The organism is Streptomyces dysideae (assembly GCF_001514305.1).
In the GTDB taxonomy this organism is placed as follows: Bacteria; Actinomycetota; Actinomycetes; order Streptomycetales; family Streptomycetaceae; genus Streptomyces; species Streptomyces dysideae.
The window spans coordinates 431,676-451,011 of the sequence record NZ_KQ949076.1 but is presented as its reverse complement, the minus strand read 5'-3'; the positions used below and the strand labels follow the sequence as shown (position 1 = coordinate 451,011).

The 19,336-nt window shown below is 69.2% G+C and carries 17 protein-coding genes, 2 tRNA genes and 1 pseudogene; 14 read left to right on the top strand and 6 right to left on the bottom strand.

What is annotated here, in order from left to right; translation table 11 throughout:
* Window positions 1-123: 123 nt before the first annotated feature.
* The 3 genes from AQJ91_RS05270 (at window position 124) to AQJ91_RS05260 (ending at window position 3,722) form a co-directional block, all read left to right on the top strand.
* Window positions 124-2,178 carry a serine/threonine-protein kinase gene (locus tag AQJ91_RS05270; RefSeq protein WP_407696823.1) on the top strand — a complete coding sequence of 685 codons (2,055 nt, stop codon included), beginning with the start codon at window positions 124-126 and terminating at the stop codon, window positions 2,176-2,178.
* An 85-nt stretch (window positions 2,179-2,263) separates the two neighbouring features.
* Window positions 2,264-2,752: a ribose-5-phosphate isomerase gene (locus tag AQJ91_RS05265; RefSeq protein WP_067016842.1), complete on the top strand. Its 489-nt coding sequence runs from the start codon at window positions 2,264-2,266 to the stop codon at window positions 2,750-2,752.
* Between the two features lie 154 nt (window positions 2,753-2,906).
* Window positions 2,907-3,722 carry an Fpg/Nei family DNA glycosylase gene (locus AQJ91_RS05260; RefSeq protein WP_067016840.1) on the top strand — a complete coding sequence of 272 codons (816 nt, stop codon included), beginning with the start codon at window positions 2,907-2,909 and terminating at the stop codon, window positions 3,720-3,722.
* A 19-nt stretch (window positions 3,723-3,741) separates the two neighbouring features.
* Here AQJ91_RS05260 and AQJ91_RS05255 read toward each other — a convergent pair whose 3' ends face one another.
* Window positions 3,742-4,983 (bottom strand): GNAT family N-acetyltransferase, encoded by a 1,242-nt coding sequence (locus AQJ91_RS05255; RefSeq protein WP_067016838.1) that lies wholly within the window; start codon window positions 4,981-4,983, stop codon window positions 3,742-3,744.
* 162 nt (window positions 4,984-5,145) lie between these two features.
* Here AQJ91_RS05255 and AQJ91_RS05250 point away from each other — a divergent pair, with 162 nt between their 5' ends.
* Complete coding sequence (locus AQJ91_RS05250) at window positions 5,146-6,330, top strand: PP2C family protein-serine/threonine phosphatase (RefSeq protein WP_067016836.1); 1,185 nt, start codon at window positions 5,146-5,148, stop codon at window positions 6,328-6,330.
* 332 nt (window positions 6,331-6,662) lie between these two features.
* A complete protein-coding gene (locus AQJ91_RS05245; RefSeq protein ID WP_067016834.1) occupies window positions 6,663-7,127 on the top strand; it encodes an HD domain-containing protein in 465 nt (154 codons plus the stop codon).
* A gap of 13 nt (window positions 7,128-7,140) precedes the next feature.
* Here AQJ91_RS05245 and AQJ91_RS05240 read toward each other — a convergent pair whose 3' ends face one another.
* Window positions 7,141-8,349 carry an acyltransferase family protein gene (locus AQJ91_RS05240; RefSeq protein ID WP_067016833.1) on the bottom strand — a complete coding sequence of 403 codons (1,209 nt, stop codon included), beginning with the start codon at window positions 8,347-8,349 and terminating at the stop codon, window positions 7,141-7,143.
* A gap of 568 nt (window positions 8,350-8,917) precedes the next feature.
* Between AQJ91_RS05240 and AQJ91_RS05235 the strand changes: the two genes are divergently transcribed.
* Window positions 8,918-9,112: a hypothetical protein gene (locus AQJ91_RS05235; RefSeq protein WP_067016831.1), complete on the top strand. Its 195-nt coding sequence runs from the start codon at window positions 8,918-8,920 to the stop codon at window positions 9,110-9,112.
* A 90-nt stretch (window positions 9,113-9,202) separates the two neighbouring features.
* On the opposite strand, the gene AQJ91_RS51845 is transcribed toward AQJ91_RS05235, so the two are convergent.
* Both AQJ91_RS51845 and AQJ91_RS54320 read right to left on the bottom strand, forming a co-directional pair.
* On the bottom strand, window positions 9,203-9,775 hold the full coding sequence (locus AQJ91_RS51845) for a transposase (protein ID WP_234381807.1): 573 nt from the start codon (window positions 9,773-9,775) through the stop codon (window positions 9,203-9,205).
* A gap of 73 nt (window positions 9,776-9,848) precedes the next feature.
* Window positions 9,849-10,058, bottom strand: a complete 210-nt coding sequence (locus AQJ91_RS54320) for a hypothetical protein (protein ID WP_199847864.1) — start codon at window positions 10,056-10,058, stop codon at window positions 9,849-9,851.
* On the opposite strand from AQJ91_RS54320, the pseudogene AQJ91_RS57710 reads away from it, so the two are divergent.
* Both AQJ91_RS57710 and AQJ91_RS05225 read left to right on the top strand, forming a co-directional pair.
* A pseudogene (locus AQJ91_RS57710) lies at window positions 10,026-10,106 on the top strand (hypothetical protein); the annotation flags it as partial. The gene AQJ91_RS54320 and the pseudogene AQJ91_RS57710 overlap by 33 nt on opposite strands.
* Entirely contained in the window at window positions 10,107-10,316 is a 210-nt protein-coding gene (locus tag AQJ91_RS05225; protein ID WP_159054483.1) for a hypothetical protein, read from the top strand.
* A gap of 71 nt (window positions 10,317-10,387) precedes the next feature.
* Here AQJ91_RS05225 and AQJ91_RS05220 read toward each other — a convergent pair.
* Window positions 10,388-10,458, bottom strand: a tRNA-Gly gene (locus tag AQJ91_RS05220).
* Window positions 10,459-10,624: 166 nt separating this feature from the next.
* Here AQJ91_RS05220 and AQJ91_RS05215 point away from each other — a divergent pair.
* The 5 genes from AQJ91_RS05215 to clpX all read left to right on the top strand — a co-directional run bounded on the left by AQJ91_RS05215 (window position 10,625) and on the right by clpX (window position 15,474).
* Window positions 10,625-10,701, top strand: a tRNA-Pro gene (locus tag AQJ91_RS05215).
* Between the two features lie 193 nt (window positions 10,702-10,894).
* Window positions 10,895-12,310 (top strand): trigger factor, encoded by a 1,416-nt coding sequence (gene tig, locus AQJ91_RS05210; protein ID WP_067016825.1) that lies wholly within the window; start codon window positions 10,895-10,897, stop codon window positions 12,308-12,310.
* A 334-nt stretch (window positions 12,311-12,644) separates the two neighbouring features.
* Window positions 12,645-13,253 carry an ATP-dependent Clp protease proteolytic subunit gene (locus tag AQJ91_RS05205; RefSeq protein ID WP_067017216.1) on the top strand — a complete coding sequence of 203 codons (609 nt, stop codon included), beginning with the start codon at window positions 12,645-12,647 and terminating at the stop codon, window positions 13,251-13,253.
* Window positions 13,254-13,331: 78 nt separating this feature from the next.
* The gene (locus tag AQJ91_RS05200; RefSeq protein WP_067016823.1) at window positions 13,332-14,012 is read left to right on the top strand and encodes an ATP-dependent Clp protease proteolytic subunit; all 681 of its coding nucleotides are present in this window, start codon (window positions 13,332-13,334) and stop codon (window positions 14,010-14,012) included.
* A 172-nt stretch (window positions 14,013-14,184) separates the two neighbouring features.
* Entirely contained in the window at window positions 14,185-15,474 is a 1,290-nt protein-coding gene (clpX, locus tag AQJ91_RS05195; protein ID WP_067016821.1) for an ATP-dependent Clp protease ATP-binding subunit ClpX, read from the top strand.
* Window positions 15,475-15,555: 81 nt separating this feature from the next.
* Here the strand turns inward: clpX and AQJ91_RS05190 are convergent, their stop codons facing one another.
* Window positions 15,556-16,545: a hypothetical protein gene (locus tag AQJ91_RS05190; protein ID WP_067016819.1), complete on the bottom strand. Its 990-nt coding sequence runs from the start codon at window positions 16,543-16,545 to the stop codon at window positions 15,556-15,558.
* Window positions 16,546-16,681: 136 nt separating this feature from the next.
* On the opposite strand from AQJ91_RS05190, the gene AQJ91_RS05185 reads away from it, so the two are divergent.
* Complete coding sequence (locus tag AQJ91_RS05185; protein ID WP_067016817.1) at window positions 16,682-19,306, top strand: valine--tRNA ligase; 2,625 nt, start codon at window positions 16,682-16,684, stop codon at window positions 19,304-19,306.
* Window positions 19,307-19,336: the final 30 nt, after the last annotated feature.

The window sequence follows — 19,336 nt, the reverse complement described above, 5'->3', positions numbered from 1 at the left end:
GCACTATGCTGGTACGGCATGAAGTGTGACCATTGTGTTTCAGTAGGGGACTGATCGAGGTACTTGAGGGGGTGCAGCGGATTGCCGGGAAATGCGAGGAGCGGCGGAGTTCCAGGTTTACTGGTGACGGGGCGCTATCGGTTGGTCGAAAGTATCGGACAGGGGGGAATGGGGCGGGTGTGGCGAGCCGCCGACGAGATACTCGACCGGCAGGTCGCGGTGAAGGAGATGCGTATAGACGGCCTCGACCCCGAGGACACGCGCACCCGCCGCGAACGCACCCTGCGCGAGGCGAGGGCGACGGCGCGGATCGACCATCCCAACGTGGTGCGTGTGTACGACGTCGTGGACGAGGGCGAACGCCTGTGGATCGTCATGGAGCTGGTGGCCGGCCGCTCCCTGGAACGCATGCTGGCGGAGGAGGGGCCGCTGGGCCCCCGTGAGACGGCCCGCATCGGCCTCGGCTTGGTGACGGCGCTGCGCCAGGTCCACGAACGGGGCGTACTGCACCGGGACATCAAGCCCGGGAACGTCCTGGTGGAGGCGGGCGGACGCGGCCGGATCGTCCTGACCGACTTCGGCATCGCGGCGATCCAGGACGCGAAGGCCCTCACCATGGTCGGCATGCTGGTCGGTTCCCCCGACTACATGGCCCCCGAACGCGTCTCCGGCCGCCCCCAGGGCCCGCAGTCCGACGTGTGGTCCCTGGGCGCGACCCTGTGCGCGGCCCTGGGCGGCCGCTCACCGTTCTCCCGCGACACGACCCTGGCGACGCTGCACGCGGTGCTGTACGAGGAGCCGGAACTGCCCCCGACGGCAGGCCCGTTGCGGGCAGTCCTGTCCGCCCTGCTGGAGAAGGACCCGACGGTCCGACCGGGCTTGGCGGACCTGGAGGCGGTCCTGCACCCACTGGCGTATCCGGCGCCGACGCCCACTTTGCCGGTGGCTGCGGTGGATGCCGGGGCGGCGGCGGACGGGTGGTCCCGCGAGCAGGGTGACGGCAGCGAGGGAGCAGAGGCCGACGCGGGCTTCCGGCGGCAAGGGCTGGAACCTGAGCGACCGGGGGAGGGGGCGGGAGGTCAGCTGGAGCCGGGGGCTGAGCAACGGACGGAACCGGGGCCCGGGCGACACCTGGGGCTGGAGCGGAAGTCGGGCCCCGGGGTTGAGGAGCCGTCCGTGCCGGGGACTGCCGGGGCGGCGGAACCCCAGCCGGAGGGCGAGCCTGCGCCCGTGCCGAGGCCGATACGCGGTTCCGTGCAGGAGCCCGAGGCGGCGCGTGGAGGCACACACGAGCCTGAACCCGAGCCTGAACCCGAGTCGGTGTCCGGGCCGGTGGCCGAGCTGCCCGGCCCTGCTCGCATTCCGGTGTCCGAGCCCGAGAGGGAACGTGGTTCCGTCCGTGTGTCCGGCTCTGGGCCTGTGGTTGGGCCTGATGCTGGAGGTGCCTCGGCGCCCGAGCCCGAGTCGGCGTTTGGACCGCCCACCGACCGTACGCCCACCACCGAAACCCACCGCGAACTCCCCGGCCCCGTCAAGCCGGCCGCCCCCCGTCGCGGACGCCGAGGACCTCGCCGTACCGGCGTCATCGCAACCGTCGGCGCGCTCACCGCCGGCGCCATCGTGGCGATCGTGCTCGCGGCGAACTCCGGATCACCCGGGGACGGCCAGGCGGGCTCACCCCCGCCCTCCTCGGCGGCGTCCTCCCCGGCCGACAACTCGTCGCCCACCGTCGAAGGCACCTCCAGGCCCCAGACCCTGCCCCCCGGCGCCCACCGCGAGGCGGGAGGCTTCGCATGGGCGACGCCCGGCGGGTGGCGGCGGGACGTGAAGACCGGCTCGGAGGTGCACTACACCTCACCGGACGGCAAACAAGAGCTCGCCGCGAAGTCCTCCCTGGCCCGCGGCGACCTGATGGACTCCTGGGAGAAGTCCGAACAGAACGCCCACCAGGGCCAGAACTACCAGAAGATCCGCCTGGAACGGACGACGTTCCGCGGCCATGAGGCGGTCGTCTGGGAGTACACGTTCACGCTGCAGGGCGTCCCCTGGCACGCCCAGCTGCTGGGCTTCACCGTGGACGGCAAGTCGTACCAGATCAACACCTGGTACCAGCCGGACATCGAGGCGCAGGCCCTCAAGACGTACAAGAAGGTGAGGGACAGCTTCACGGTCCTGTGACCACGCGTCGAACGGAGATCAACCGGTGGTCACCTCACCGACACCCGGGACCGCCGTCCTGAAACAGCCGTGTCACACTCGTCCCATGCGCGTGTATCTCGGCTCCGACCATGCGGGCTTCGAACTCAAGAACCACCTCGTCGAGTGGCTGAAGGCGGCGGGGCACGACCCCGTCGACTGCGGCCCCCACATCTACGACGCCCAGGACGACTACCCGCCGTTCTGCCTCCGCGCAGCGGAGCGCACGGCGGCCGACCCCGAGGCCCTCGGCATCGTGATCGGCGGCTCCGGCAACGGCGAGCAGATCGCGGCGAACAAGGTGAAGGGCGTGCGCGCGGCGCTCGCCTGGAGCGAGGAGACGGCGTCGCTGGGCCGCCAGCACAACAACGCCAACGTCGTCGCGGTGGGCGCGCGCATGCACACGCAGGACGAGGCGACGAAGTTCGTCGAGACCTTCCTGAACACGCCGTTCTCGGAGGACGCCCGCCACATCCGCCGCATCGACATGCTGGCCGCCTACGAGACGACGGGCGACCTCCCGCCGATCCCCCCGCACCACCCGCGGCAGCAGTAGTTCCAGAAACGCCGGATGCTCTGAGGCAAGGCCCACCCCTGTCCCGACAGCGAACGGGCGGTGGGTGGGCATAGGCCTGAGGTCCAGGGGGCGGAGCCCCCTGGCGGGGTCTGGGGCAGAGCCCCAGCACGAGGACCACGAAGGGAACCACACCGTGCCGGAGGGGCACACGATCCACCGCCTGGCCCAGGACTACGCCGCCGCCTTCCAAGGCACGGCCCCACAGGTCACCAGCCCCCAGGGCAAGTTCACCGACTCCGCCGCCCTCCTCACCGGCACGGAACTCACCCGCACCGAAGCCCACGGCAAGCACCTCTTCCTCGGCTTCAGCGGCAGCGGCGACGAGTGGATCCACATCCACCTCGGCCTCTTCGGCAAGGTCAACTTCGGCCCGGCCCCGCCGCCCCCGCCCACGGACACCGTCCGCCTCCGCCTCGCGAACACCACCGCGTACGTCGATCTCCGCGGCCCCACCACCTGCGCCCTGATCACACCCCCCGAGAAGCGGGCGATACACGACCGCCTCGGCCCCGACCCCCTGCGCGAGGACGCCGACCCGGACGCCGCCTACCACCGCGTCCACCGCAGCCGTACGACGATCGCCGCCCTGCTCATGGACCAGAAGGTCATCGCCGGCGTGGGCAACGTCTACCGCGCCGAGGTCCTCTTCCGGCACCGCATCGACCCGTACCGCCCGGGCAGGGACATCACCGCGTCCGAATGGGACGCGATCTGGCACGACCTCGTGGAGCTCATGCGCGAGGGCGTCCGCAACAACCGCATCGACACGGTCCGCCCGGAACACACCCCGGAGGCGATGGGCCGCCCGCCACGCGTCGACGACCACGGCGGCGAGGTCTACGTCTACCGCAGGGCCCACCTGCCCTGCCACCTCTGTGGCGGCGAGATCCGCACCGCCGACCTCGCCGCCCGCAACCTCTTCTGGTGCCCGGCCTGCCAGCGCGACTGAGCCGGCGCCCGGCGGGACGTCAGAACCCGTGCGGCAGCCAGGGCGCCACCGCCGACCCGAAGCCCAGCGCGGCCTCCGCCAACGCCCCCTGCCGCAACTCCCGCACCCGCCCGGCCGCGCCCAGCGCACCCAGGTTCGTGTCCCCGAGGTACGCCGACCCCAACTCCCGTACGGACAGGGCGAGATCGGCCGAGTCCGTCGTACGCCCGCACGACGCGCCCTTGGTGTCCCCGGTGAGCCGCCAACGCCCGGCGTTCCAGGGGCAGAAGGCGTCCTCGACGTCCAGCACCACGTCCACCGGCGCCTGGTACGTCCGCGCCTCCAGCGCGGCCCCCACGTCCACCAGCCGTACGTACAGCGAGTCCCGCATCCGCAGTGCGCACCGCCGGATGTCGGACACCTGGTGCAGCCATGCCTCGTCCAGCGGGCGCGCGCCGGTCAGCAGGGTCGACGTCAGGTCGATGTCGAACAGGAACCGCCACAGCGCGGCCCGCGCCGCCGGATCCAGCGCCTCCGCGTCCCGCAGGACCACCGTGCCGTTGTGCCCGGTCGACTGCCAGTTCGGCTTCACGGCGAAGCGGGCGTACCCCACGACCTCGCCGTCCCGCTCCGCCAGCACGCACTGCAGCGGCGACGCCCCGCCCCGCTCGCTCTCCGGGTCCAGCACCCCGAGCCGCTCCCAGCCGGGCAGCCGCGCCAGCATCCCCGGCCGGGCGGGCACCCGGCGCGCGTACACCGCCTCGCACGCCGCCAGCGCGTCGGCCGGGTCGGCGTACCGCAGCCGTACGTCATCGGTGCCGGGCGGCACGGACAGGCGTACCCGGCCGGTGTCGATCTCGGCACTGACGTTCCGGGTGCCGATGCCGTAGCCGAACCTGCCGTAGATCGCGGGCTCGGAGGCCGTCAGCACCGCCAGCGGCTGGCCCCGGTCCCGTACGTCGTCCAACTGACGCCGCATCATCGACGTCAGGATGCCGCGCCGGCGGTGCGTGGCGGCGACGCCGACCATGGTGACGCCCGCGGCGGGCACGGAGGCGCCGCCGGGCACGGTGAGCCGGAAACCGAACGCCCCCGCCGTCCCCACGCACGCGTCCCCGTCCCAGACGCCGAAGGAACGGTCTGTCTCGGTGAGGGAGTTCCACAACTCCCGCTCCTCGGCCGCCTCCGGCACCCCGCCGAAGGCGCGGAGCAGGGTGTCGTACCACGTGTCCCAGTCGTCCCGCCGCAGATCCCGTACCTCGGTCGTGCAGTCAGTCGCCATACACCATGCCTACCAGTGCATTGCGGGACGAGCCAGGGAATTTCCTTCTGGTGGCGGCGGAGTGGCTTTTCGTGAAGTTCACTGTGAAGTTGAGCCTCGGACGGGGGACAAGTGGGACCTCCCGTGCCAAGCAGCTGGTCCGATGGATAGGGTCCCGAACTAATGGCAGCAGGACGAGAGCGGCGCGCGGCCGCCGAGACGTTCACGGCCCGGTTGAAGATGCAATGGCACCGGGCTCGCGTCGGCCTGCGCAGAAGCGCCGTCGACTACTTCCGCGGGGACGGTTCCGACTGGGTCGCGCTGGCCGGTCTGCTCCTCACGGTGCCGCTGATCACGGCCACGACACTGGCCAACTCGGTGTGGTGCGCACCGTCCGCGCTGGTCCTCCCGATCGTCGCGGGCGGGCTGCTGCTGCGGCCGGCCAGCCTGCTGGGGCTGTACGCGGCCGCGGCCACGGCGCTCATCGTGGAGTCGGTGCAGCTGGGGCCGTACACGGAGGGCCCGTCGCGCGTCACCCCGGGTGTGGTGCTGGTGGTCGCCGCCTGTGGTTTCTTCGGGCTGCTGATCGCGCAGTTCCGCAGCCGGGTCGGCGTGCCCTGGCGGCGCGGCGGCACCATGCTGTTCGACCTGCGCGAACGCATCCGCGTCCAGAGCAAGCTGCCGAACCTGCCGATGGGCTGGCACCGCGAGATGGCGCTGCGCCCGGCGGGCGGCCAGTCCTTCTCCGGCGACTTCGTGGTGGCGGCCCGGACGAACGGCGGCCGCACCATGGAGGTCGTCCTGACGGACGTGTCCGGAAAGGGCATGGACGCGGGCTCCCGCGCCCTGCTGCTGTCCGGCGCCTTCGGCGGCCTGCTGGGCAGCCTGCCCCCGCACGCGTTCCTGCCGGCCGCGAACGGCTATCTGCTCCGCCAGGACTGGGACGAGGGTTTCGCGACCTCCATCCACCTGGTCCTGGACCTGGACTCGGGCGACTACGAGCTGTACTCGGCGGGCCATCCGCCGGGCCTGCAGCTCAGCGCGGGCAGCGGCCGCTGGGAGGAAAAGGCAGCGGAGGGGCCGCTGTTGGGTGTGTACGACGGCGCCCAGTTCGACCCCGTGAAGGGCTCACTCCGCCCCGGCGACGTGTTGATGCTGTTCACAGACGGCCTGGTGGAAACGTCCGACCGAGATATCGTCGAGGGCATCGACCGCCTGACCGGCGAGGCCGACCGCTACGTCGCCGGCGGCTTCCACGGCGCGGCCTGGCACCTCATCGAGGCGGTGGCGAAGGACGTGAACGACGACCGAGCCCTCCTCCTGATCTGCCGAGAGGGCCCAACGGCCCAGGCAACGGCAACGACCTGAGCCGGTCCCCCACACCCGGCCGCGCTCGCGTGACGTGAGGGGCCCCTCACCCCGACCCGCTCGAGAACGAAGCCCCCGACACCCTCGCCCACCCCGGGCCTCCGCCCCAGCCCCGGCGGCCAGGCGACGGCGACGGACTGAGCCGGCCCCTCATCCGTCCTGCCCGTGCCTGGCTGTGCTCGCGCGGGGCCCCGTCCCGGGCCGGCCGGTAAGGAAGTGCCCCGTGCTCCGGGGCCTCCGCCCCAGTCCCCGGCGGCCTGCCTCCCGGGCCGTTCAGCCACGCCGCCACCCCTCCGGGCCCACACCCCTCAACGCCGCGCGACACTGGGGACGTGACCGAGACATCCCGAACCCCGCTTTCCCCGGCCGCCGTGGAGGCCGCCGCCCGGGCCGCTCACCGTGGCCAGACCGACAAGGCCGGGCGGCCGTATGCCGAGCATCTCCAGGCCGTCGCCGAGGGCGTACGCGCGCGTGGTGGTGATGAGGAGCAGATCGCGGCGGCCTGGCTGCACGACGCCGTCGAGGACGACGCGCTCTCCGTGCGCTGGCTGGACGAGGCCGCGCTGAGCCGGCGTACGAAGGACATCGTGCTGGCGGTCACCAAGCGGGCCGGGGAGCCGCCCGAGGCGTACGCACGGCGTGTTCTCGCCACTCCTGGCGCCCTGCTGGTGAAGGAGGCGGACCTGGCACACAACGCGGACCCGGTGCGCCTCTCGGTCCTCGACGAGGCCACCCGGAAACGACTGACCGAGAAGTACGCACGGATGCGCGCACTTCTCGGTCTGACGAGCGGGTGACGGAGATTACTTACTAGGCCGGGACCTTCTCGCGCTTCTCGGACTTCTCGCGCTCACGCGCCAGTTCGGCCGCGTCCCGCTTGAAGGCCCACTCCATCTTCGGCTCCATCGCGAACCGGAACACCCGCTGTACGGGCGTGGTGCACAGCAGCGTGACACCGACGGCCGCGACGACCGTCACGAAGATCTCACCGAGCGGCCGGTGCAGCCAGTCGTGCTCGAACCAGCCGCGGTAGTCACCGGCCTTGACCACGAAGCCGTGCAGCAGATAGCCGTACAGCGTGCCCGCGCCGAGCGCCGTGAACCACATCGTGCGGCCCGGCACCCAGGCGAAGAAGCAGGCGGTCAGCAGCAGCGAGCAGCCGAACATCGCGAGCACCATGACCGGCCCGACCCACCAGGGCACGCCCAGCTCCTGCGCCGAGTCGCGGTGGTAGAACCACCCGGTGTTCATGCGCGGGACCGCCCACCAGCCGACGGCCAGCGCCAACGCGACCACCGGCACGGACAGGATCCGCATCCGCCGGGTGCGCACCATCCGGAAGTGCTCGGGCTTCATGCACAGGCCCAGCACGAAGTACGGCAGGAACTGCAGCACCCGCTGCAGGTCCAGGTCGTTGCCGATCTCCGGGGTGACCGTCGCCAGCATGGCGATGCCGAGCGCGACCGGCAGCGGCCAGCGCACCATCTTCCAGATCGGCGTGGTCATCCGCCAGATGAACAACGCGCACAGGAACCACGTCAGGTACCACGGATCGAGGAGGCTGACCTCCTGGCCGGGATCGTCGTCGATCCAGCGCTTGAAGAGGGGGTAGGCCGTCTCGAAGACGATGTACGGCACGGCGACGCCGGTGATCAGCCGCTTCAGCCGGTCGGGGCGCATGTCGAAACTGCGCGAGAAGAAGCCCGAGATGATGATGAACGCCGGCATGTGGAACGTGTACACGACGGTGTACACGCCCTCCAGGATCCGGCTGTCGCCCTTGAGCGGCTCCCAGGCATGGCCTATGGCGACCAGGACGATCGCCAGGTACTTGGCGTTGTCGAAGAACGCGTCGCGCTGCTTGCCGGGCTTGGTGTCGGCGGCGGCACCCGTGGACGCCGGTCTGTTCTGCTGGTTCTCCTTCTGCGGCGAGCGCGGACTCGGCACTCCGTCCGCCGACGACTGTGCCGGGGGGAGTGGCGCTCTGTTGTGGCCGTGCGGTCGCAGCGAGTTCGTCACAGATCCTCCAGCCCGAAACCGGGGGAGGCGATCCAGGACCTCGCTGCACATGCGGGGGACGAGGCAGCGTGGAACATCTGAGGCACCCTAGCGTCGGCTGTGGGTTTTCGTAAAACCCTCCACGTCATTCCTGGCAATTGGCCTCGGGTGCCCGGGATTTGAGGAAGTCTGCACCGCGGTCGGCGTGATGCTCAACACACCTGTCGGGTACCGGATATGCGCACGTCGGCCACCCCGCTTGTCATGATTCATCCGGACTAAGTGACCCATAAGACCAGGGGGCGACTCCCGGTGGAATGTCCGTGTGGAGGCAATTCGAATTGCCTGCGAACACGTTGTGTGGAGATCGAAACGATACGGCTGAATTCCCTGTGCGGGTGCACCTTCGAATTACTGTGCGGGACGTCCCCGTCCGACCGCCGGGGCTCGGCCGGTGTGTGCGGTTCCGGCCGACGATGTCCCACCCGCCGCATACGAAGGCCTGGTTGGTGGCACGATGGTTCTGGCGGGGGTGTGCGGGGCCGGCACCCCCGGGCCGGGAGCGGACCGACCGAGGGTGTGATGAGTTGTGGCCATTTCGCTGTCAGTGGTGTTGCTGTTGGCGATCATCTTGGTGGTGCTGATCCGTGGCGGATCACTGAAGGCGGGCCCCGCCGTCGTCGCCGTGCTGTTCGGCTTCTTCCTTGCCTCGACCGGCATGGCCGACGACATCCAGCGATTCCTCAACTCCATAGCGGAGACCCTCAACTCCATCCAGTTCTAAGACTTGTCCCGTATGTCACCCCAGAGGGTGAGCTGGGTGCAGCCGGGGCGAGAGCTGGGCGTTCCGGCGTGGTCGCGCACGGGGCGTGTCTCATCCGGGGTTGCTCGGTTCCGCTGTCCGGCGGTTCGGGGAGCAGAGGTCTCGCGGCGTTGCCGTGGGACTGCCACGCGACCAGCACCCCGAGAGGTGTTCTGGCTCGGTGTGGTTGACTCGCCCAGCGCTTCTTCCAGCGCTTGTGCATAAACGATCTGTTGCGCGCCGGGACGCGGTGGTGTCCAGGTACGCGGTCTTGGGGTCGTCCACGTTGGTGAAGCGGACGAACGCGGCCGGCGCGGCGGAGACGAGGTCCCGCTTGCCGGCCAGGCCGCAGGCGATGCACCTGTGCTCTCGGTCGCGGAGGGTCTTCTTCACGCGCTCGCCGCACAGGCAGTGTTGGGACAGGGCCGTTGACCAAGTGGAGGCCCGCACGAGCCGTCCGCCCGCCGCTTCGCACTCCACCTTGAGGGCGGAGATGAGCATGCCGGGCGTCGTCTGGGACAGGCGCTTGCCCCACAGCCGGTACCAGGTGCGGATGTCGCAGTCCTCGACCACGAGCACGGGGCCGTGGGCGGCGGCGATCTCCCGCGCCACCAGACGGGCGCGGCGGCGTCGGTGCTCGGCCATTGAGGCGGCGTGTTCGGCCTGACGGGCGCCCCACTCCCCTCTATGTCGGACGCACCCCGCTATGGCCGATCGATCAGCTCGACACCTGGCGAGAGCGCCACCCTGCGCGCAGCAAGCCGTAACTTCCACCATCAGTGAACTGTTGAGCGGCGGTGCGCACAACCACCAGCGCCGACCGCGACTTGTCTGCTGGACGGAGTGTGAGTGAAACTTCAACCGGCTGTGGCGCAAGGCCTGCGACGATGCCGGGATCAAGGGCCTGCACTTTCATGATCTTCGACACACGGGCGACACCCTGGCCGCGTCGACCAGGGCCAGCACGCGGGAGCTGATGGCGCGCATGGGCCACGGCACCGCCCGCGCTGCGCTGATCTACCAGCACGCCAGCGCCGACCGTGGCCAGCTGATCGCCGACGCGGTGAGCGGTCTGGTCAAGAAGGGGCGGAAGTCGCCAGAGAAGTCGAGCAAAAAGGCGAGGAAGAAGCCGAAGAAGAAGCAAGATCCAGAGCCCGAGGGGCACGCAGGGGACATGCCGGACTGAACACCACCCCCGGAAACGAATCAGGGCCAGGTGGAGGAAAGATCCCTCTGACCTGGCCCTGAGCCGTACAGAGCGGGCGACGGGAATCGAACCCGCGTAGCTAGTTTGGAAGACTAGGGCTCTACCATTGAGCTACGCCCGCACAGGACGCGCCGCAGGTCAGATGACCGCGGCACTGACAGGCATCGTAGCGGGTCGGCCGCCTTCACCGCACACCCCAATCCCGCCCGCACCCGCTCCGGCCCGGCGCTCGCGAAAATGCGGCGGCCCCACTGCCTGCGGGCATGTACCCTACGTGTCGCACCAGACGGGGTGTGGCGCAGCTTGGTAGCGCGTCCGCTTTGGGAGCGGAAGGCCGTGGGTTCAAATCCCGCCACCCCGACCAACGACCGGCTGTTACCGGCCGACTCACGATCACCTCGCATGATCGCCTTTTTGGGGCGTTCAGCGGCTGCGGTTACTATGCAAGCTGCGCGCCCGTGTGCCTCTCGTCTGATGAAGTCCTCCGGGCGGCGAAATCCGCCGGACCAGTCTGGCTCCGGCAGAAACCAAGAAGTCAGCCACAAGGAGACCGAACCGTGAAGAGCGCCGTGGAGACCCTGAACCCGACTCGGGTTCGGCTCACTGTCGAGGTGCCCTTCGAGGAGCTCAAGGACAGCCTCGACGCGGCGTACAAGAAGATCAACCAGCAGGTCACGGTGAAGGGCTTCCGCAAGGGCAAGATCCCGGCCCGCGTCATCGACCAGCGGTTCGGCCGCGGTGCGGTTCTGGAGGAGGCCGTCAACGACGCGCTGCCCAAGTTCTACACCGAGGCGGTCAACGAGGCCGAGCTCAACGTCCTGGGCCAGCCCGAGGTCGACATCACCGAGCTGAAGGACGGCGAGACGCTGAACTTCACCGCCGAGGTCGACGTCCGCCCCGCCATCGAGATCCCGGACTACTCCGGCATCGAGGTCGAGGTCGACGCGGTCGAGGTCACCGACGAGGACATCGAGAAGTCGGTCGAGCAGCTCCGTGAGCGCTTCGCCGCCACCTCCCCGGTGGAGCGGGCCGCCGAGGACGGCGACGTCGTCACGATCGACCTGCAGGCCAAGGTCGAGGGCGAGGTCCTCGAGGACGGCGTCGCCGAGGGCGTCTCCTACACCATCGGCTCCGGCGAGCTGCTGGACGGCATCGACGACGCCGTGAAGGGCCTGGAGGCCGGTGGCGAGACCACCTTCACCTCCGAGCTCAAGGGCGGCTCGGCGGCCGGCAAGGAGGCCGAGGTCACCGTCAAGGTCACCCAGGTCGCCGCCCGCGAACTCCCCGAGCTGGACGACGAGTTCGCGCAGCTCGCTTCTGAGTTCGACACCCTTGAGGAGCTCAGGGCGGACAGCCGCAAGCGCCTCGAGAACATGAAGCAGTACGACCAGGCCACGCAGGCCCAGGAGCGCGTCCTGGAGAAGCTGCTCGAGCTGGTCGAGGTCCCGGTCCCCGAGAAGCTGCTCGAGGACGAGATCAACACCCGTAAGCACAACCTCGAGCACCACCAGCTCGGCCAGATGGGCCTCGACCTCGGGAAGTACCTGGAGATCCAGGGCAAGACCGAGGAGGAGTTCGAGACCGAGACCCGTGAGGCCGCGGTCAAGGGCATCAAGACCCAGTTCGTGCTCGACGAGCTCGTCAAGCAGGAGAAGCTCAACGTCAACCAGGAGGAGCTCACCGAGCACCTCATGCGCCGCGCCGCCTCCTCCGGCATGTCCCCCGACCAGTTCGCCCAGGCGGTCGTCGAGGGCGGTCAGGTCCCGGTCCTGGTCGGCGAGGTCGCCCGCGGCAAGGCCCTGGCCGTCGTGGTCGAGGCCGCCACGGTGAAGGACACCAACGGCGAGGTCATCGACCTGGAGGACGAAGACGAGGTCGACGAGACGGAGACGGCCGCCGAGGTGGCCGCCGAGGCCACGGACGGCGACGCCGCCGAGGTCACGGAGACCACCGAGGTGAAGACCGAGGGCTGAGCCCACGGCGCCTTGTAGGTCGTACAAGGGGCCCTGGGGGCGTATCACGCCTCCGGGGCCCTTCTTGATATGCGGCAGGGCAGCGTCCCCCCAGGGGCGCGGGGAACTGCGCGACAAGCCACAGCCGACCCGCAGCCGCCCACGAACCGAAGCCCCCACGGCGCTACGCCCCCGGCGAACACTCCCTTCTGCGGGATTCCCCGAAGGGGCCCGCGCGTTAGGGTCCATGAATATGAGGGCACGGGAGTCCCCGAAACGGCTCCAGCCCCGCAGGGAAACGTGAGACGGCCCGGACGCCGTCGTAAGACGAGCAGGTGGATACGTGACGAATCTGATGCCCTCCGCCGCCGGCGAGCCTTCCATCGGTGGTGGCCTCGGTGACCAGGTCTACAACCGGCTGCTCAACGAGCGGATCATCTTCCTCGGCCAGCCGGTCGACGACGACATCGCCAACAAGATCACCGCGCAGCTGCTGCTCCTTGCCTCCGACCCGGACAAGGACATCTACCTCTACATCAACAGCCCCGGCGGATCGATCACCGCCGGCATGGCGATCTACGACACCATGCAGTACATCAAGAACGACGTGGTGACGATCGCCATGGGGATGGCGGCCTCCATGGGCCAGTTCCTGCTGAGCGCGGGCACTCCCGGCAAGCGCTTCGCGCTGCCGAACGCGGAGATCCTGATCCACCAGCCCTCGGCCGGCCTCGCCGGCTCCGCGTCGGACATCAAGATCCACGCCGAGCGGCTGCTGCACACCAAGAAGCGCATGGCCGAGCTGACGGCCTTCCACACCGGTCAGTCCGTGGAGCAGATCACCCGCGACTCGGACCGTGACCGCTGGTTCGACCCGCTCGAGGCCAAGGAGTACGGCCTCATCGACGACATCATGCCCACCGCTGCCGGAATGCCGGGCGGTGGCGGTACCGGGGCGGCGTAGGTCGGCGTAGACCGACACCAGCCCCTCCGAGCCCCCAGCCGACCGCCTCAGCCTTTACCAGGCTCTCCAGGAGACACAGTGAACGACTTCCCCGGCAGCGGCCTCTACGCCCGCACAGAGGCCGAGTACACGGGCCCTCGCGCGGAGTCCCGCTACGTCATCCCGCGCTTCGTCGAGCGCACCTCGCAGGGCGTCCGCGAGTACGACCCGTACGCAAAGCTGTTCGAAGAGCGCGTGATCTTCCTCGGCGTGCAGATCGACGACGCCTCCGCCAACGACGTCATGGCGCAGCTGCTGTGCCTGGAGTCGATGGACCCCGACCGCGACATCTCGGTCTACATCAACAGCCCGGGCGGCTCCTTCACCGCGCTCACGGCCATCTACGACACGATGCAGTTCGTGAAGCCGGACATCCAGACGGTCTGCATGGGCCAGGCGGCCTCCGCCGCGGCGATCCTGCTGGCCGCCGGTACGCCCGGCAAGCGCATGGCGCTGCCGAACGCCCGTGTGCTGATCCACCAGCCGTACAGCGAGACCGGCCGCGGTCAGGTCTCCGACCTGGAGATCGCCGCCAACGAGATCCTCCGGATGCGCGCGCAGCTGGAGGAGATGCTGGCCAAGCACTCCACCACGCCGATCGAGAAGATCCGCGAGGACATCGAGCGCGACAAGATCCTCACGGCCGAGGACGCGCTGGCGTACGGCCTGATCGACCAGATCATCTCGACCCGGAAGATGAACAACGAGTCCGTCCGCTGACGCGGAATGCTGTAGCGTCTGCCGCCCCTTGGCACGGTTTGGCACGGTCCACGTCAAAGTGAACCGTGCCAAGGGGGGCCCGAACGGGGGGCTAGGCAAGGTACCGTCGGACATAAGGCAGCACCAGGAGCCGCTGGACCTAGGCGTCTCCCAGGCGAAGGGGAAGCACACCGTGGCACGCATCGGTGACGGCGGCGATCTGCTCAAGTGCTCGTTCTGCGGCAAGAGCCAGAAGCAGGTCAAGAAGCTCATCGCAGGCCCCGGTGTGTACATCTGCGACGAGTGCATCGATCTCTGCAACGAGATCATCGAGGAAGAACTCGCGGAGACGAGCGAGGTGCGCTGGGAGGAACTCCCCAAGCCCCGCGAGATCTACGAGTTCCTCGAGGGGTATGTGGTCGGCCAGGAGGCGGCGAAGAAGGCCCTCTCCGTCGCGGTGTACAACCACTACAAGCGCGTCCAGGCCGGCGAGAACGGCGGCGCCCAAGGCCGCGACGACGCCATCGAGTTGGCGAAGTCCAACATCCTCCTGCTGGGCCCCACGGGCTCCGGCAAGACCCTCCTCGCGCAGACGCTGGCACGCATGCTGAACGTCCCGTTCGCCATCGCCGACGCGACGGCGCTGACGGAGGCGGGCTATGTCGGCGAGGACGTCGAGAACATCCTGCTGAAGCTGATCCAGGCGGCCGACTACGACGTCAAGAAGGCCGAGACCGGGATCATCTACATCGACGAGATTGACAAGGTCGCACGTAAGAGCGAAAACCCGTCGATCACCCGCGATGTGAGCGGCGAGGGCGTCCAGCAGGCCCTGCTGAAGATCCTCGAGGGCACCACGGCCTCGGTCCCGCCCCAGGGCGGCCGCAAGCACCCGCACCAGGAGTTCATCCAGATCGACACGACGAACGTCCTGTTCATCGTGGGCGGCGCCTTCGCGGGCCTGGAGAAGCTCATCGAGTCCCGGGCCGGCGCCAAGGGCATCGGCTTCGGCGCGACGATCCGCTCCAAGCGCGAGCTGGAGGCCAAGGACCAGTTCGAGGACGTCATGCCCGAGGACCTGGTCAAGTTCGGCATGATCCCCGAGTTCATCGGCCGCCTCCCGGTCATCACCTCGGTCCACAACCTCGACCGCGAGGCCCTCCTCCAGATCCTGGTCGAGCCGCGCAACGCGCTCGTGAAGCAGTACCAGCGCCTCTTCGAACTCGACGGCGTGGAGCTGGACTTCGAGCGCGAGGCCCTGGAGGCCATCGCCGACCAGGCGATCCTCCGCCAGACCGGCGCCCGCGGCCTGCGCGCCATCATGGAGGAAGTCCTCCAGGGCGTGATGTACGAGATCCCGTCCCGCAAGGACGTGGCCCGCGTGGTCATCACGGCGGACGTCGTCCACTCGAACGTGAACCCGACCCTGATCCCGCGCGACGCGCGCAACGGGCGCGGGCCGGGCGAGCAAAAGACGGCGTAGCACGCGACAGACGTACCCAGACGTACGGTGAAGGGCCCCGGTCGACCGACCGGGGCCCTTCACCTTTGAGACGTCCCGGCGTCAGGCCTTGACGCGCATCTCGGAACGGAACTTCGTGGTCAGGTCGACCGCGGCGTCCTTGGTGATGCTCTTGGTGTTGTCACCGGGTGAGACCATGGCGATCGTGGAGTAGTCGGACCACACGCAGAACCAGTCCGTCGACTCCTTCTGCGTCAGCGAGTTGGTGCTCTTGGCCGACTGGCACTTCATGACCGCACCGTCGATGTCGGCCTCCTCGGGCTGACCGATCAACGTGGTCTTGCCGCTGCTGCTGGCGGAGGAGCTGCTGTTCTTGTCCTCGATCTGCTTCGTGAGGGCGGCGAAGTACGTGTCCAGCGCCTTCTCGGGATCCGCGATCTCGCCGTAACCGCCGACCACGGTCACGCCCCTGGCTGCCAGCAGCTCGGCTGTGGGAGGCCGCGTGCTCGGGTCCGCCGGATCGTAGCCGGAGAAGTCGGCCGTCGACCACTGGCCGATGACGGCCTTGCCGTTCTTGACGCCGCTGCTCTCCAGGTACTTCGTGGTGTCCGCGTCGCTCGTCTCGCCGCCCTTGCCGACCCGCTTGTACTCGAGCAGGGTCGCCGGCGTGTCCAGCGTGTGCGCCCCATCGTCATCGAGGCCGCCTCCGCTCCCGCCGACCACGAAGTACACACCGACGCCGATCGCCGCCACGACGGCCACCGCGCCGATGATCAGGCCGGCCTTCTTCTTGCTGCCGCCCGGTGCCGGCTGCTGGGGCATGCCGTACGGGGCCTGGCCGTAGGGCGGCTGCTGGCCGTACGGGGGCTGCTGACCGTAGCCGGGCTGCTGGCCGTACGGCGGCTGCTGGGGCGGAACACCCTGCGGGGGCTGCTGCGGGTAGCCGTAGCCCGGCTGGGCCGGAGGGGCCTGCTGGGGGTAGCCATAGCCGGGCTGTGGGGCCTGCGGCTGCTGGCCGTACGGACCCGGCTGGCCGTACGGACCGGGCTGCTGAGGCTGCCCGCCGTACGGGCCCGGCTGGTTGTAGCTCATTTCTGGGTTCCCCTCCAGATGCTTATGTGTTCACGACATCCTGGCGCAAACACAGTGCATGCATTGCACCGGGGGCCGCACCGTTACAGAACAAAGGCGTTTCGGGACACCCCCGCGACACCCCTAAACTGAGCCCGTGACCGAGAACGCTCAGCAGCAGCCACCAGCGCCCAACACCGAACTGCCGACCCAGTACGCGCCGGCCGATGTAGAGGGGGCGCTGTACGAGCGCTGGGTAGAGCGCGGTTACTTCGAGGCGGACGAGAAGAGCGACAAGCCGCCGTACACCATCGTCATCCCGCCGCCGAACGTCACGGGCAGCCTGCACCTCGGGCACGCCTTCGAGCACACCCTCATCGACGCCCTCACCCGCCGTAAGCGCATGCAGGGCTACGAGACGCTGTGGCAGCCCGGCATGGACCACGCCGGTATCGCCACCCAGAACGTCGTCGAGCGGGAGCTCGGCAAGGAGGGCAAGTCCCGGCACGACCTCGGCCGGGAGGCGTTCGTCGAGCGCGTCTGGCAGTGGAAGGGCGAGTCCGGCGGGCAGATCAGCGGCCAGATGCGCCGCCTCGGCGACGGTGTCGCCTGGTCCCGCGAACGCTTCACCATGGACGAGGGGCTCTCCCAGGCCGTCCAGACCATCTTCAAGCGGCTCTACGACGACGAGCTGATCTACCGCGCCGAGCGCATCATCAACTGGTGCCCGCGCTGTCTGACGGCCATCTCGGACATCGAGGTGGAGTACCAGGACGACGACGGCGAGCTCGTCTCCATGAAGTACGGCGACGGGGACGACACCATCGTCGTCGCCACCACCCGCGCCGAGACCATGCTCGGCGACACGGCCGTCGCCGTGCACCCCGAGGACGAGCGGTACCGGCACCTGGTCGGCAAGCTCATCAGGCTGCCGCTGACCGAGCGCTCCATCCCGGTCGTCGCCGACGAGCACGTCGACCCCGAGTTCGGCACGGGCGCCGTCAAGGTCACCCCGGCCCACGACCCGAACGACTTCGAGATCGGGCAGAGGCACAACCTGCCGTCCCTCACGGTGATGGACGAGCACGCGGTCATCACGGCCCACGGCCCCTTCCAGGGCCTGGACCGCCTCGAGGCCCGCTCTGCGATCGTCGCCGCGCTGCGCGCCGAGGGCCGGATCGTCGCGGAGAAGCGGCCGTACGTCCACTCCGTCGGCCACTGCTCGCGCTGCAAGACCACCATCGAGCCGCGGCTGTCCATGCAGTGGTGGGTCAAGGTCGGCCCGCTGGCGAAGGCGGCGGGCGACGCCGTCCGTGACGGCCGCGTCAAGATCCATCCGCAGGAGATGGAGAAGCGGTACTTCGACTGGGTCGACAACCTCCACGACTGGTGCATTTCACGGCAGTTGTGGTGGGGGCACCGGATTCCGGTCTGGTACGGCCCGAACGGCGAAGTCGTGTGCGTCGGTCCGGACGACGAGGCGCCGACCGGTGAGGGCTGGCATCAGGACACCGACGTCCTCGACACCTGGTTCTCCTCCGGCCTCTGGCCGTTCTCCACGCTCGGCTGGCCCGAACAGACCGAGTCGCTCGCGAAGTTCTACCCGAACTCCGTCCTGGTCACCGGCTACGACATCCTCTTCTTCTGGGTCGCCCGGATGATGATGTTCGGCCTGTACGCGATGGACGGCACCCCGCCGTTCCACACCATCGCCCTGCACGGCATGGTCCGCGACCAGTTCGGCAAGAAGATGTCGAAGTCCTTCGGCAACGCGGTCAACCCGCTGGACTGGATGGACAAGTACGGCAGCGACGCGCTCCGGTTCACGCTGGCGCGCGGTGCCAACCCCGGCGTCGACGTCCCGATCGGCGAGGACTGGGTCCAGGGGTCCCGGAACTTCGCCAACAAGATCTGGAACGCCACGCGCTTCGCGCTGATGAACGGCGCGACGGTGGAGGGTCCGCTGCCGGACGCGTCGGCGATGTCGTCGACGGACCGCTGGATCCTCTCCCGGCTGAACTCCGTCGTCGCCGAAGTCGACGCGTACTACGACGACTTCCAGTTCGCGAAGCTGTCCGACTCCCTCTTCCACTTCGCGTGGGACGAGGTGTTCGACTGGTACGTCGAGCTGTCCAAGACGACGTTCGCCGCGGGCGGTGAGGCGGCGGAGGTCTCGAAGCGAGTCCTCGGTGAGGTCCTCGACGTCACGCTGAAGCTGCTGCACCCGGTGGTCCCGTTCGTCACGGAGACGCTGTGGACGACGCTGACCGGTGGCGAGTCGGTGGTCATCGCCGAGTGGCCGCAGGACAGTGGGTTCCGTGACACGCAGGCGGAGGGCGAGATCTCGACCCTCCAGTCCGTCATCACCGAGGTCCGCCGCTTCCGTGCCGACCAGGGGCTGCAGCCGGGGCAGCGGGTGCCGGCCAGGCTGTCGCTGGACGGTACGGCGCTGGCTCCGCACGAGCCGGCGATCCGGCAGCTGCTGCGTCTGCAGCCGGAGGGCGAGGGTTTCTCGGCCACGGCGACGCTGCCGGTGTCGGGGGCCGAGGTCGCGCTGGACCTGTCCGGGGTGATCGACGTCGCGGCGGAGCGGAAGCGGTTGGCGAAGGACTTGGCGGCGGCAGAGAAGGAGAAGGCTCAGGCCAACGCCAAGCTCGGCAACGAGGCGTTCCTTTCCAAGGCGCCGGATCACGTGGTGGAGAAGATCCGGGCGCGGCTGGCCAAGGCGGACGAGGACATCGCGCGGATCGCCGCGCAGCTGGACCGGCTGCCCTCCGCGTAGGCGGTACGAGTACGTCGGTGAAGGCCCCCG

What these genes read in the sequence shown, in the direction of transcription:
- AQJ91_RS05265 (WP_067016842.1), top strand. Translation starts at nt 2,264, where the DNA reads ATGCGCGTGTATCTCGGCTCCGACCATGCGGGCTTCGAACTCAAGAAC.
- AQJ91_RS05255 (WP_067016838.1), bottom strand. Translation starts at nt 4,983, where the DNA reads ATGGCGACTGACTGCACGACCGAGGTACGGGATCTGCGGCGGGACGAC.
- AQJ91_RS05250 (WP_067016836.1), top strand. Translation starts at nt 5,146, where the DNA reads ATGGCAGCAGGACGAGAGCGGCGCGCGGCCGCCGAGACGTTCACGGCC.
- AQJ91_RS51845 (WP_234381807.1), bottom strand. Translation starts at nt 9,775, where the DNA reads ATGGCCGAGCACCGACGCCGCCGCGCCCGTCTGGTGGCGCGGGAGATC.
- AQJ91_RS05225 (WP_159054483.1), top strand. Translation starts at nt 10,107, where the DNA reads ATGGCGCGCATGGGCCACGGCACCGCCCGCGCTGCGCTGATCTACCAG.
- AQJ91_RS05205 (WP_067017216.1), top strand. Translation starts at nt 12,645, where the DNA reads ATGCCCTCCGCCGCCGGCGAGCCTTCCATCGGTGGTGGCCTCGGTGAC.
- AQJ91_RS05190 (WP_067016819.1), bottom strand. Translation starts at nt 16,545, where the DNA reads ATGAGCTACAACCAGCCGGGCCCGTACGGCGGGCAGCCTCAGCAGCCC.